The organism is Enterobacter sp. MGH 4 (assembly GCF_000534735.1).
GTDB lineage: Bacteria > Pseudomonadota > Gammaproteobacteria > Enterobacterales > Enterobacteriaceae > Enterobacter > Enterobacter intestinihominis.
Genome location: NZ_KI973289.1, coordinates 2,089,150 through 2,103,082, shown reverse-complemented (window position 1 = coordinate 2,103,082; position 13,933 = coordinate 2,089,150). Strand labels below are relative to the sequence as shown.

General features: G+C 54.4%; 13 protein-coding genes. All 13 read right to left on the bottom strand.

The window, feature by feature from the left end:
* Positions 1 to 68: 68 nt before the first annotated feature.
* Positions 69 to 1,022: a YbeF family transcriptional regulator gene (locus L350_RS12465; protein ID WP_022647425.1), complete on the bottom strand. Its 954-nt coding sequence runs from the start codon at positions 1,020 to 1,022 to the stop codon at positions 69 to 71.
* Between the two features lie 291 nt (positions 1,023 to 1,313).
* Complete coding sequence (gene lipB, locus L350_RS12470) at positions 1,314 to 1,955, bottom strand: lipoyl(octanoyl) transferase LipB (RefSeq protein ID WP_032624667.1); 642 nt, start codon at positions 1,953 to 1,955, stop codon at positions 1,314 to 1,316.
* A gap of 94 nt (positions 1,956 to 2,049) precedes the next feature.
* Positions 2,050 to 2,313 carry a DUF493 family protein YbeD gene (ybeD, locus tag L350_RS12475; RefSeq protein ID WP_003858718.1) on the bottom strand — a complete coding sequence of 88 codons (264 nt, stop codon included), beginning with the start codon at positions 2,311 to 2,313 and terminating at the stop codon, positions 2,050 to 2,052.
* A gap of 107 nt (positions 2,314 to 2,420) precedes the next feature.
* Positions 2,421 to 3,632: a D-alanyl-D-alanine carboxypeptidase DacA gene (gene dacA, locus L350_RS12480; RefSeq protein ID WP_032624666.1), complete on the bottom strand. Its 1,212-nt coding sequence runs from the start codon at positions 3,630 to 3,632 to the stop codon at positions 2,421 to 2,423.
* A gap of 139 nt (positions 3,633 to 3,771) precedes the next feature.
* The gene (rlpA, locus tag L350_RS12485; RefSeq protein WP_023305687.1) at positions 3,772 to 4,878 is read right to left on the bottom strand and encodes an endolytic peptidoglycan transglycosylase RlpA; all 1,107 of its coding nucleotides are present in this window, start codon (positions 4,876 to 4,878) and stop codon (positions 3,772 to 3,774) included.
* Positions 4,879 to 4,894: 16 nt separating this feature from the next.
* A complete protein-coding gene (mrdB, locus tag L350_RS12490) occupies positions 4,895 to 6,007 on the bottom strand; it encodes a peptidoglycan glycosyltransferase MrdB (RefSeq protein WP_022647428.1) in 1,113 nt (370 codons plus the stop codon).
* Positions 6,008 to 6,009: 2 nt separating this feature from the next.
* Positions 6,010 to 7,911, bottom strand: coding sequence for a peptidoglycan DD-transpeptidase MrdA (mrdA, locus tag L350_RS12495; protein WP_015571138.1), 1,902 nt, complete (start codon positions 7,909 to 7,911; stop codon positions 6,010 to 6,012).
* A gap of 28 nt (positions 7,912 to 7,939) precedes the next feature.
* On the bottom strand, positions 7,940 to 8,407 hold the full coding sequence (gene rlmH / locus L350_RS12500; RefSeq protein WP_003858701.1) for a 23S rRNA (pseudouridine(1915)-N(3))-methyltransferase RlmH: 468 nt from the start codon (positions 8,405 to 8,407) through the stop codon (positions 7,940 to 7,942).
* 3 nt (positions 8,408 to 8,410) lie between these two features.
* Positions 8,411 to 8,728 (bottom strand): ribosome silencing factor, encoded by a 318-nt coding sequence (gene rsfS / locus L350_RS12505; protein ID WP_003858696.1) that lies wholly within the window; start codon positions 8,726 to 8,728, stop codon positions 8,411 to 8,413.
* Positions 8,729 to 8,996: 268 nt separating this feature from the next.
* Complete coding sequence (gene nadD, locus L350_RS12510; protein WP_032624665.1) at positions 8,997 to 9,662, bottom strand: nicotinate-nucleotide adenylyltransferase; 666 nt, start codon at positions 9,660 to 9,662, stop codon at positions 8,997 to 8,999.
* Positions 9,655 to 10,686, bottom strand: coding sequence for a DNA polymerase III subunit delta (gene holA / locus L350_RS12515; protein WP_032624664.1), 1,032 nt, complete (start codon positions 10,684 to 10,686; stop codon positions 9,655 to 9,657). The genes nadD and holA overlap by 8 nt, the downstream gene beginning before the upstream one ends.
* Positions 10,686 to 11,255 (bottom strand): LPS assembly lipoprotein LptE, encoded by a 570-nt coding sequence (lptE, locus tag L350_RS12520; protein ID WP_022647432.1) that lies wholly within the window; start codon positions 11,253 to 11,255, stop codon positions 10,686 to 10,688. The genes holA and lptE overlap by 1 nt, the downstream gene beginning before the upstream one ends.
* A 14-nt stretch (positions 11,256 to 11,269) precedes the next feature.
* Positions 11,270 to 13,852 carry a leucine--tRNA ligase gene (leuS, locus tag L350_RS12525; protein WP_015571136.1) on the bottom strand — a complete coding sequence of 861 codons (2,583 nt, stop codon included), beginning with the start codon at positions 13,850 to 13,852 and terminating at the stop codon, positions 11,270 to 11,272.
* Positions 13,853 to 13,933 lie beyond the last annotated feature (81 nt).

The following is a 13,933-nucleotide window of genomic DNA, read 5'->3' as shown; positions in this document are numbered from 1 at the left end:
TTTGTAAAATAGTTGTTGTTTTGTGCCTTTTGCCCCGCATGTGGCAGGGCCTTACGCTGAAAGGCGGATCAAAAAGTCTGGCGGATCACATTGATGACGTTTTCCAGCACCGGATCACGCAGGCTTAGCTTGTTGTAATGCAGTGAGATTTCAATAGATTCCGTCGTAAGTTGACTTAATGGAATGCTCTCCAGTGGCCAGCACTTTTGAAGCAAAGTGAAGAGACGCACAGGCATGATACAGAGCAAGTCGCTGCTGCCAATCAGGGCCGCGAGGGTAAACATATTGTAACTGCTAAAGCTGATCGGACGGTCCGGGAAGAGTTCGTCAATACGTTGTCGCAGCGGATCCTGACCCTGTCCTTCGGACATAAATGTCGCATGTTCGTAATGGCGCAAATTTTCTGGCGTCAAAGGTGCGCTCAACGCAGGGTGAGCCTGACGACAAACGAGCGCCAGAGTGTCGGTATAAAGTACGTTATGCCCTAACGCTCTGGCCGTAAAGCTATTGCCGTCGATGATCAGGTCCGTCTGGAATTGCGCCAGCTGTGTTTCCGGATCGGTGACGGGCACGTTGCGGATAAGCAACTGTGGCGCATGCTGTTTCACCGCCTGATAGATGGCCGGCATGACCAGAACGCCCACTGAGGGAGAGGTGCCTATGGTGATAGTTCGTTGCTTATCATAACTGCCGGTGAGATCCAGCGCGCCCAGTATTGATTCCAGACCCTGGCTGATGTACTCATGCAGATGGGTGGCGTACGCGGTTGGGGTTACGCCCTGGCCTTTACGAATAAATAACGGATCGGGAAATATCGCGCGCAATTTTTGAATTGACTGGCTAATAGCAGATGGCGTGAGATTAAGAATTTTCGCAGCATTAACGATACCTTTATGGACATATACCGCCTCAAAAATAGTCAATAAATTGAGATCAATATTACGTAAAGTCCGAAAAATTTGCGGCTTATCTTCGCCGCTGGTTTCATTCAGGCGTTTGGCTGGTAAATTAGTAGGCTCCACGCTCTTACTCCGTATCCATTCACAATATGAATGATAGTTGAATTTATTTATTATGCTTGCAGAGATTCGTAAAGTGTTTAGTAAGTTTCCATTATTTATCGAAAACAAGCAGTTGGGTGATTGTCACGCACGTTACACGAAACCCGGTGATGGTTCTATTAAGGTTCTAATTAATATGTGACGCTAATATATGGGCGACTCGAAAATATAGAATATGCGGTTTATTGTAAAGCGTAAATGCGGTAATTAAGCAGTGGCTGGTCAAATAACTGAGCCACTGCCCGAGGTAAGTTAAGTAGCAATATATTCGTAGGAGGGATTGTTAAGCAGTGCTAAAAAGTTCTTCAGAAGCACGGGCCGGATATTGTCAGGCGTGGCGGTATCGACCCACTGGCGCATTTGCGTCATTTCCATACCGGCGTACCCACATGGGTTGATGCGCTGGAAGGGGGCCAAATCCATATTGATATTCAGCGCCAGCCCGTGGAACGAGCAGCCTTTGCGGATACGCAGCCCCAGCGAACAGATCTTCATCTCTCCCACATAAACGCCCGGGGCATCGGCGCGAGGGTGAGCGTCAATATCGTACTCAGCCAGCGTATTGACCACGGTTTGCTCCAGTAAGGTCACGAGCTCACGCACGCCCAGCTTTCTGCGTTTCAGGTTAAGCAGAACATACATCACCTGCTGGCCCGGGCCGTGGTAGGTCACCTGTCCACCGCGATCGCTCTGGATCACCGGGATATCGCCCGTCATCAATAAATGTTCGGCTTTTCCTGCCTGGCCTTGAGTGAACACCGGCAGGTGTTCAACCAGCCAGATTTCATCAGGCGTGGTGTCATCGCGCCTGTCGGTAAAGTCATGCATAGCCTGAGAGACAGGCTCATAAGGCTGTAGCCCAAGATGGCGGACAAGAATTTTATCCTGGTACAAAAGGATGTCTCCGAAGACAAGGGAGAATAGGTAACGGGGAGTATATCACAGCGGGGAAGTGGGTTACCCGGCAAACCGGGTAACCGCAGAAGGACTACAGCACCATACGAACAATTTCAATATTGCCGAGCTCTTCGTACAGCGTCTCAACCTGCTCAATGTGTGTCGCAGTGATGGTGATTGAGACCGAGTGGTAGTTACCTTTGCTGCTCGGTTTGACTGATGGAGAGTAGTCGCCCGGCGCATGGCGTTGTACCACTTCAACCACCTGATCAACCAGCTCAGGTTTCGCCAGACCCATTACTTTGTAAGTAAAAGGGGTAGGGAATTCAAGCAGTTCGTTAAGTTTGGTTTTCATGTCAGCTCCGGCGTGTGTATAAAAAATAATAACTCCCGCCACGGGGCGGGAGTTTTACTGATACGTAGTATATGGGGATCAAAATCACACTTTCAAGTGTTCAATTTTTAACCAAACCAGTGATGGAACATCAGCTTAATGTAATCAATGATTTTGCCGAAGAAATTGCCTTCAGGAATTTCCTCCAGCACCACCAGCGGGCGCTGATCGATGGTTTTGCCATCCAGCTGGAAGTTGATGGTACCCACGACCTGATTCTTTTGCAGCGGGGCGTGCAGCTCGGTGGTATTCAGCACGTAGCTGGCTTTCAGATCTTTCATACGACCGCGTGGGATCGTCAGATAGAGATTTTTGTCCACACCCAGGGAAGCACGGTCGTTATCGCCAAACCAGACAGGTTCAGAGGCAAATTCTTTACCGGCTTTCAGCGGATTCACGGTTTCGAAGAAGCGGAAGCCCCAGGTCAGCAGTTTTTTACTTTCCGTTTCGCGTCCTTTAAACGTGCGGCCTCCCATCACGGCAGAGATCAGACGCATCTGGCCTTCAGTGGCAGAAGCCACCAGGTTATAGCCGGCTTTGTCGGTGTGACCAGTTTTGATGCCGTCGACGTTCAGGCTATTGTCCCACAGCAGGCCGTTACGGTTGGTCTGACGAATGCCGTTGAAGGTGAACTCTTTCTCTTTATAGATAGAGTACTCGTTTGGTACATCGCGGATCAGCGCCTGACCAATCAACGCCATGTCACGCGCGGAGCTGTACTGACCTTCGGCGTCCAGGCCGTGAACGGTCTGGAAGTGGCTGTTTTTCAGGCCCAGCGCAGAGACGTAGCTGTTCATCAGGCCCACAAACGCGTCCTGGCTGCCCGCTGCAAAATCGGCCATTGCCACGCAGGCGTCGTTACCGGACTGCAAGTTGATGCCACGGATAAGCTGAGAGACCGGAACCTGCATGCCTGGCTTCAGGAACATCAGCGATGAACCTTTGAACACCGGGTTGCCGGTTGCCCACGCATCGTTACCGATAGTCACCAGATCGGTTTCTTTAAATTTACCCGCTTTCATGGCCTGGCCGATAACATAGCTGGTCATCATTTTGGTCAGGCTGGCCGGGTCGCGGCGGGCATCGGCGTTCTGTTCTGCCAGAACTTTGCCGGAGTTGTAATCAATCAGGATGTAGGATTCCGCGTCGATCTGCGGAACGCCAGGGATCATGGTCTTGATGTTCAGGTCATCCGCGTGAGCTGCGGAGAACGCAGCAGCGCAAAGGGCCGTGGTCAGCGCCATGCGCTGCACAAAACGAGCAGAAAAAGTGGTCTTCATGGTCAGAACTACGACATCCGTGATGGAATTAAAAAAAGTGCCTTACTATAGCAAATGCTATACGGGCAGGCATCCGACTTTCATCATGAGAGTGTTAACGTGGTTTACACAAACTGACATTTCGGATACGACCGATTAATTACTTCGCAACAGCGATAAACGACTGGAGCTGCGCCTCGCTCTGCAAACGCTGTTGCAGGGACGCTGCCTGCGATTTGCTGGCAAATGGACCCATCTGGATACGCCATACCGCACCGTTTTGCTCAACGCGGCCTGGCACGCCAAACTGCTGGCTTAAACGCTGCTGATACTGCTCTGCACGGGCCCGATCGCTGACGGCGCCAACCTGAACCACGTAGCTGCCGCTCGCCGTCGCAGGCGCCGCAGTCTGCGTAGCAGCCGGTGCGGTCACCGGGGCGGGTTGTGTAGCGGGTGCAGCAACAACGGGCGCAGGCGCTGGGGCAGGTTCATTTGATTCAATCACGCCCGGCGCTAACGTGGTGGGTGCACCAAGGAAACCACTGCTTTTCACCGGGGCGCCTGTCGCATCTTCACTTTGTAGCGTATCGTTGCTGATGGCGTGCACTTCACCCTGCGGCTGCGCGGGCTCTGCTGGCATTGAAGCGCCCCCCATACCACCGCTTAGATCCGGGCGCGCGGGCAGGGCGTAGGTCTGTTTCGCGACCGTGGTACAGGCCGTGCCCGGGCCAGACAGCGAACCATCCTGCGCCACGATAATCGGGTCGATACGCACTTTTGTATTATTTGAGGTATTCAGACGGTCGGCTGCCGCGCGTGACAGGGAGATCACGCGATCGTTGCCGTAAGGGCCACGATCGTTGATACGTACCACGATCATCCGGCCATTCGCCAGGTTAGTGATGCGCGCATAGCTTGGAATAGGCAGTGTCGGGTGTGCCGCCGTGATCTGCATCGGATCGAAGGTTTCACCTGACGCGGTCAGATTGCTGCCTGGCTCAGCGTCATAGATGGCAGCAAAGCCGGCCTGGCTGAAACGGGAAGGATCCTGAACGATTTTATAGCTTTTACCGTCGCGCTGATAATCCTGATTCACGCTGGCGTTCAGCGGTTCATAAACGGGATCGGCACCGCTAATTTCAACAATCGGGCCATTACAGACCGCAGGCTGCGGCGGCGCGACGGTTGCCTGTTGCTGACCATCATCACTTGTACAGGCGGCAAGTAAACTTGCTGCGATGCAGATCCCCAGCCACTGCTTACGCATTGCGATCCCCTTATTTTTATACGCTTTTGGACAACATTTTCCTGTGGGTATGGATCGACATGACGATACCAAACCCGGCCATCAACACGATCAGTGCCGAGCCCCCGTAACTTACCAGCGGCAGCGGTACGCCAACAACCGGCAGAATACCACTCACCATACCAATATTTACGAAGACATAAACGAACAAAATCAACATTAATCCACCCGCCATAACCCGGCCAAAGGTGGTCTGTGCGCGTGCGGCAATGTAGAGCCCACGCATGATCAACAGCACGTAGAGTGCAAGCAGCACCAGAATGCCAACCAGCCCTAACTCCTCAGCCAGAACGGCAAAGATAAAGTCGGTGTGGCGTTCCGGTAAAAATTCGAGCTGCGACTGTGTCCCGTGCAGCCAGCCTTTTCCGCGCAGGCCGCCGGAGCCAATCGCAATCTTCGACTGAATAATATGATAGCCTGCGCCCAGCGGATCGGTCTCGGGATCGAGCAGCATCATCACGCGCTGGCGCTGGTAATCATGCATCAGGAAGAACCAGAGAATAGGAATAAAGGCAGCCAGCAGGACCACCGCGATGCCGATCAGACGCCAGCTCAGGCCGGACAGGAACAGGACGAACAGGCCGGAGAGGGCGATGAGAATCGAGGTACCGAGGTCAGGCTGTGCGGCCACGAGCAGCGTCGGCAGGAAAATTAGCACCAGCGCAATGGCGGTATTCTTCAACGACGGCGGGCAGACGTCGCGGTTAATGAAGCGCGCCACCATCAGCGGAACGGCGATTTTGGCGATTTCTGACGGCTGGAAGCGGACAATCCCCAGATCCAGCCAGCGTTGCGCCCCCTTCGAGATAGCACCGAACGCATCTACTGCCACCAGCAAAATGATACAGAAAATATAGAGATAGGGCGCCCAGCCCTCATACACGCGCGGTGGTATTTGCGCCATCACCACCATAATGACCAGACCCATGGCGATTTGGCCAACTTTACGCTCCATCATGCCGATATCCTGGCCGCTGGCGCTCCAGATAACGAGGGCGCTGTACACCAGCAGAGCCAGCAGGATCAGCAGCATGGCAGGGTCGATGTGGATCTTGTCCCACAGCGATTTTTTATTCGGATTATCCGTCATGATTATTGGTCCTCCGCCGCAGCGGCTGCCGGGTTTTCAGCTGGCAGTTCGGTGTTGTTATCACCCAGCATGATGTGGTCGAGGATTTGACGCATGATGGTACCCACCGCCGGGCCTGCGCCGCCGTTCTCAAGAATCATCGCCACCGCAACTTGCGGGTTATCATAAGGGGCAAACGCCGTCATGAGCTTGTGGTCACGCAGACGTTCAGCAATTTTATGTGCGTTATAGGTTTCATTCGCTTTCAGACCGAAGACCTGAGCCGTACCTGATTTCGCGGCAACCTTATACGGTGCGCCAGCGAAATATTTGTGCGCCGTCCCGTTAGGGCGGTTGGCTACGCCATACATGCCGTCTTTCGCGATTTCCCAGTACCCGGAATGAATGTCACCCACCGGCGGCTCGTGCGGCTGTATCCACGGCACTTTTTTGCCGTCTTCTACGGTGCTTTGCAGCAGGTGCGGTACTTTCACAACGCCATCGTTGATGAGGATCATCATCGCCTTGTTCATTTGCAGCGGCGTTGCCGTCCAGTAGCCCTGGCCGATCCCCACCGGAATGGTATCACCCTGATACCAGGGTTTTTTAAAGCGCTTCAGCTTCCATTCGCGGGTTGGCATGTTGCCGGAACGTTCTTCCGCCAAATCTATACCGGTGTAATGTCCGTAGCCGAATTTGCTCATCCATTCAGACAGACGATCAATACCCATGTCGTAGGCCACCTGATAGAAGAAGGTATCCGCCGACTCCTCCAGTGATTTGGTCACGTTCAGATGGCCGTGACCCCATTTTTTCCAGTCACGGTAGCGTTTTTCAGAGCCAGGCAACTGCCACCAGCCAGGGTCAAACAGACTGGTATTACGAGTAATGACGCCCGCGCTCAGCGCAGAAACGGCGACATACGGTTTTACCGTTGAGGCTGGAGGATAAACCCCCTGCGTGGCGCGGTTCACCAGCGGGGTGTTTGGATCGTTGAGCAGGCCGGAGTAATCCTTGCTGGAGATGCCATCCACGAAGAGGTTCGGATCGTAGCTTGGCATAGAAACCATCGCCAGAATACCGCCGGTACGCGGGTCGGTCACGATCACGGCGGCCCGGCTACCCGCCAGCAGCGTTTCGATATACTGCTGTAGCTTCAGGTCGAGCGTCAGATAAACGTCATGTCCCGCCTGTGGGGGAACCTCTTTGAGCTGACGGATCACGCGGCCACGGTTGTTAACTTCAACCTCTTCATACCCGGTCTGACCGTGCAGGACATCTTCGTAATAACGTTCAATCCCAAGCTTGCCAATATCATGGGTTGCGGCGTAGTTAGCCAGCTTGCCGTCTTTATCAAGGCGTTCGACGTCTTTATCGTTAATTTTGGAGACGTAGCCTATGACGTGCGTCAGCGCGGAGCCGTAAGGATAGTAGCGGCGTTTATAGCCTTTGACTTCCACACCGGGGAAACGGTACTGGTTAACGGCAAAACGGGCGACCTGCACTTCCGTCAGGTTGGTTTTTACCGGAATAGAGGTGAAGCGGTGAGAACGTGCGCGCTCTTTTTTGAACGCAGCGATGTCGTCATCAGTCAGGTCGACAACGCTTCTCAGCGCGTTCAGCGTATCCTGCACGTTATCCACTTTCTCCGGCATCATCTCTATCTGGTAGATGGTGCGGTTTAGCGCCAGCGGGGTGCCGTTACGATCGTAGATAATGCCGCGGCTGGGCGCGATGGGTACCAGCTTGATACGGTTTTCGTTTGAGCGGGTCTGGTAATCGGTATAGCGGACAATTTGCAGATTATAGAGGTTGGCGATCAGCACGCCGGTAAGCAGCAAAATCCCCGTAAAGGCGACCAGCGCCCGGCGCACAAACAGCGCGGACTCAGCCGTATAGTCGCGAAAAGAATTCTGTAGTTTCATCCGCTGCTTAAATTACCCTGGTCTGTCATTACTCGCGGTGATAAGGGTGGTTGGTAGTGATGCTCCATGCGCGATACAAACTTTCTGCCACGAGAACCCGCACAAGCGGGTGGGGCAACGTCAGCGCCGAGAGTGACCAACTTTGTTCTGCTGCCGCTTTGCAGGCGGGAGATAACCCCTCTGGTCCGCCAATCAACAGACTGACGTCACGACCATCCTGCTTCCAGCGCTCCAGTTCGTGCGCCAGCTGCGGCGTATCCCAGGGTTTTCCCGGGATATCGAGGGTCACGATGCGGTTTTTGCCTGCGGCAGCCAGCATCAGCTCTCCCTCTTTATCGAGAATACGTTTGATATCTGCGTTCTTGCCGCGCTTTCCTGCTGGGATCTCCACCAGTTCGAACGGCATATCTTTTGGGAAACGACGCAGATACTCAGTAAAACCGGTTTGTACCCAGTCCGGCATTTTGGTGCCGACGGCGACCAGTTGCAACTTCACGCATTAACCCCAGAGTTTTTCCAGCTCATACAGGCGACGGCTCTCTTCCTGCATGACGTGGACAATCACATCGCCGAGATCGACAACCACCCAGTCAGCGGTCGCTTCACCTTCAACGCCCAGCGGAAGCAGCCCTGCCGCGCGCGATTCCTGAACAACATGGTCAGCAATCGAAACAACGTGACGAGTTGAGGTCCCGGTGCAGATGATCATGCAGTCGGTGATGCTGGATTTACCCTTAACGTCGATAGCGATGATGTCCTGACCTTTCAGGTCATCAATTTTGTCGATAACAAAATCCTGGAGTGCTTTACCCTGCAAGTTTTCCCCCTGGGTGAATGAGATTGTACAACTATGAATTCGTGGCCAGTCAGTATACCTGAACTGACGCCAGTCGCGGGACAAATGTCACCGCCCGGCTTTTGAAGGCGGGTATCATCCCACCCTCCGCCTGAGATTGCATCGCCATTTTTGTAAAACAATTTCTGTAAAGCAGCGATCGGCGGGAAAGTCTGGCAGCGGAGGATATCAGTATGGCTTAGCCTGTCAAGGCAGGATAAACATTAACAGACAATTTCGCCGGTGATGATCAGGCATCTGTACTTTTCTGATACAAACCGTGTGCGTGGATATAGGCCAGCACGGGCGAGGGCAGGAGATCGTCACAGTCTAAACCCTGCTGGAGACGCTCGCGGATGAGGGTCGCGGAAATATCAAACCACGGCGTTTCAGCGAGGTAAATTTTCCCGGCGGGTAGACTGTGCAGGTCTTCTATATTGTCCGTCAGATGCGCGTCAAGCCACTGCTGATGCTGCGCGTCGCGCATGGTCAACGGGTAGCCCGGACGGCGGCAGACCAGCAGATGACTGTTTTCCAGAATGGTTTCGTACTGGTACCAGCTGGGAAAGTTGAGCAAGGAATCCTGGCCGATGATAAACGCCAGCGGTTGCATGGGCCCCTGCTCAGCGCGCCACTCCCGCAGCGTTTGCGATGTCCAGGAAGGGGTATCCCTGCGCAATTCGCGCTCATCCAGCGTGAAGAGAGGCTTATCTGCGATAGCCAGCGCGAGCATCGCTTTGCGCTGCTCGCTGGCTGCTTCTGGCTGAGGACGATGCGGAGGAACATTGTTGGGCATGATGATTACCCGCTGCAACCCAATCAAATTCGCGAGGATTTCTACCGGTTTAAGATGCCCATAGTGTACCGGGTCGAAGGTCCCGCCATACATTGCCTGTAAAGAATGCATATCACCCATCGATAAATACGTCTGCCAGCGCCTTATGGCAGAGCAGCAAAGAGAGGCTCTCCAGCTCCGCCCAGACAGACTGGCCGTAGTCCTGTTTTAACGTCAGTTCGGCGCGCATCAAAAGTTGCACTGCCTGACGCAACTGCTCCTGGCTCAGGCGGTTTATCGCCTCCGTGGTCATCGCCCGACGGTTCTGCCAGACGCGATGTTTATCGAATAAGGCGCGCAGGGGCGTATGTGCCGACTGACGTTTAAGGTTGTTCAGCAGCAGTAATTCGCGCTGGAGCGTGCGGAGCAGAATGACCGGCTCACTCCCTTCCAGGCGCAGCTGTTGCAGTATGTGCAGGGCTCGCTTACTTTTCGCCGACAGCAGCGCATCAACCCAGTGGAAGGGAGTAAAGTGCGCGGCATCATTCACCGCCTGTTCCACGCGCGGTAGCGTCAGCTTGCCATCGGGCCACAGCAGGGCGAGCCTGTCCAGCGCCTGCGCCAGTGCCAGAAGGTTGCCTTCATAGCAATAGCAAAGGAGCTGGCTGGCGGCATCATCCAGTTGCAGATTGTGCAGCTTTGCGCGCGCGGCAACCCATTTTGGCAGATGCGCCTGTTCTGGCGTCTGGCAGGTGACCAGTACCGCATTGGTGGCAAGCTGGGTAAACCAGGCCGCGTTTTCCTGCGCTTTCGTGAACTTGTTACCGCGTACGATAAGCAGCAGATCGCCGTGTAATAAACTCACCAGCATGGTCAGCTGTTCATTGATGGCCGAGTTAGGACCATTCTCTGGCAGCACGATTTGGATTGTCTGACGAGAGGCAAACAGGCTCATGGCCTGACAAAGCGAGAAGATAGCGTTCCAGTCGGTACTGTTATCGATCTGGAACGTATGATGCTCATCGAAACCCTGCGCGGCTGCCGCATGGCGAACCGCATCAAGGCTTTCCTGAAGTAACAGGGGGTCATTGCCGAGTAGCAGATAGGCCGCGCGCAGCCCTTCGTTGAGCTGCGCGCGGAGTTGTTCAGGATACAACCTGATCATCAGTTACCCAGCGACGTTGGCATATCCGGCGTGCTCGCATCCGGTGTTTCGATAACGTCAGCGCCTTTTTTCGTCGACGCGGCAATGGCAGGCAGTCTGCGGATCAGTTGCTCCGCGGCCTTATCATACATTTCCTTGATGATAATCTGCTGTTCGGCGTCTTTTGCCAGGGCCGTCTGCGGGTTATCGAAGAACGAGCGGTAGACTTTGGTATTGATAGGGTAAATATCTTTACCTGGCATTAAAACGGCCGCATCAACGGTAAGCACCATTTGATATTCCGCGGTTCGTCCATCCTGGAAGATCGATGCCGTGTCTTGTGACAGCGTTGATTTCAGGACGCGGAGCGAAGGAACATCCTGACGCAGGGTTCCCTTCTCGATCAGCTCAACATCGTTCAAACGCAGCTGGTTACGAATGGCCCGGCTCAGCGGTCCATTCGGATCGGATGAGTCGAAGATCATTGTTTTCATCTGAGCCGGCACTGCCGTGGTATTGCGCAGGTGCCAGCCGCAGCCAGCGGTGACCAGCACCGCCAGAGATAAGAGTATTGTTGCCAGGTGTCGCACGTTTCCTCCCGCGCTTAGCCAACGACCAGATTCAGCAGTTTACCGGGTACGTAGATCACTTTACGTACGGTAACGCCCTCAAGGTATTTCGCGACCAGATGCTCCTGGCCTGCGCGCTCGCGAACCTGTTCTTCGGTTGCGTCGACCGCGACGGTAATTTTACCGCGCACTTTACCGTTAACCTGCACCACAACCAGCGTGGTGTTTTCCACCATAGCGGATTCATCCGCCACTGGCCACGGCGCGTTGTCGATATCCCCTTCGCCTTTCAGCTCCTGCCACAGGGTGAAGCTAACGTGCGGCGTGAACGGGTTCAGCATGCGAACGACCGCCAGCAGCGCTTCGCGCATTAACGCGCGATCCTGCTCGCCGTCCTGCGGGGCTTTTGCCAGCTTGTTCATCAGTTCCATAATAGCCGCAATTGCGGTATTGAAGGTCTGACGACGACCAATATCATCGGTGACTTTCGCAATGGTTTTATGAACATCACGACGCAGCGCCTGCTGATCTTCGCTCAGTGCAGCCACGTTCAGCGCTGGCGCATCACCTTGTGAGGTGTGCTCGTAAACCAGTTTCCAGACGCGTTTCAGGAAGCGGTTTGCCCCTTCAACGCCGGATTCCTGCCATTCCAGCGTCATATCTGCCGGGGAGGCGAACATCATGAACAGACGCACGGTGTCAGCGCCGTAACGCTCAACCATCACCTGCGGGTCGATACCGTTATTTTTAGACTTGGACATCTTGCTCATGCCGGTATAAACCAGTTCATGACCTTCGGCGTCTTTCGCCTTCACGATACGGCCTTTCTCGTCGCGCTCCACAATCGCATCAACCGGAGAAACCCAGTTACGTTCACCGTTCGCGCCAACGTAGTAGAACGCATCTGCCAGCACCATACCCTGACACAGCAGCTGTTTTGCCGGTTCGTCGGAGTTGACCAGGCCTGCGTCACGCATCAGTTTGTGGAAGAAGCGGAAGTAGAGCAGGTGCATGATGGCGTGTTCAATGCCACCGATATAGATGTCTACCGGCAGCCAGTAGTTTGCAGCATCGGAATCCAGCATGCCTTCTTTGTACTGCGGGCAGGTGTAGCGCGCATAGTACCAGGAGGATTCCATAAAGGTGTCAAAGGTGTCGGTTTCACGCAGCGCTGGCTGACCGTTGACGGTGGTTTTTGCCCACTCAGGATCGGCTTTGATCGGGCTGGTGATGCCGTCCATGACCACGTCTTCCGGCAGGATCACCGGCAGTTGATCTTCCGGCGTTGGCATCACGGTGCCGTCTTCCAGGGTCACCATTGGGATTGGCGCACCCCAGTAACGCTGACGGGAAACGCCCCAGTCGCGCAGACGGTAGTTGACTTTACGCTCGCCCACGCCCAGGGAGGCCAGTTTGTCGGCGATGGCGTTGAAGCCCTCTTCGAAGCTCAGGCCGCTGAACTCACCGGAGTTAAACAGGGTGCCTTTTTCAGTCAGCGCTTGCTCAGAGAGATCGGGTTCAGAGCCGTCAGCAGCAAGAATAACAGGCTTGATGGTCAGGCCGTATTTGGTGGCAAATTCGTAGTCGCGCTGATCGTGACCCGGCACGGCCATCACGGCGCCTGTGCCGTATTCCATCAGTACGAAGTTGGCGGCCCAGACAGGGATCGCTTCGCCCGTCAGCGGGTGGATCGCTTTGAAGCCGGTATCAACGCCTTTTTTCTCCATCGTCGCCATGTCGGCTTCGGCCACTTTCGTGTTGCGGCATTCGTCGATAAAGGTCGCCAGCTCCGGATTGTTTTCCGCCGCTTTTTGCGCCAGCGGGTGACCTGCGGCCACGGCCAGGTAGGTCGCGCCCATGAAGGTGTCCGGACGGGTGGTGTAGACGGTCAGCGTCTGGTCGTAGTTTTCTACGTTAAAGGTAATTTCCACACCTTCGGAACGGCCGATCCAGTTGCGCTGCATGGTCTTAACGGTGTCAGGCCAGTGATCCAGATTATCCAGATCGTTCAGCAGTTCGTCAGCGTAGGCGGTGATTTTGATAAACCACTGCGGGATCTCTTTACGCTCAACTTTGGTGTCGCAGCGCCAGCAGCAGCCATCGATAACCTGCTCGTTCGCGAGAACGGTCTGGTCGTTCGGGCACCAGTTAACGGCGGACGTTTTCTTGTAGACCAGGCCTTTTTTATACAGCTCGGTGAAGAACTTCTGCTCCCAGCGGTAGTATTCCGGGGTACAGGTTGCCAGCTCGCGGCTCCAGTCATAGCCAAAGCCCAGCATTTTCAGCTGGTTTTTCATGTACGCGATGTTGTCGTACGTCCACGGAGCCGGTGCCGTGTTGTTTTTCACCGCCGCGCCTTCAGCAGGCAGGCCGAACGCATCCCAGCCGATAGGCTGAAGTACGTTTTTGCCCAGCATACGCTGGTAGCGTGCAATCACGTCACCGATGGTGTAGTTACGCACGTGGCCCATGTGTAGTCGACCAGAAGGATAGGGAAGCATCGACAGGCAGTAATACTTCTCTTTGCTCTCGTCTTCGGTTACTTCAAAGGTGCGCTTCTCGTCCCAGTGTTGCTGGACTTTTGATTCTATCTCTTCCGGGCGGTATTGCTCTTGCATGGCAGCCAGTGGTCCTGTGTTCAATACAGCTACAAATGTAGCCAATGGATGTGGTAATTCAGATCCGCATAGCATAGCCCA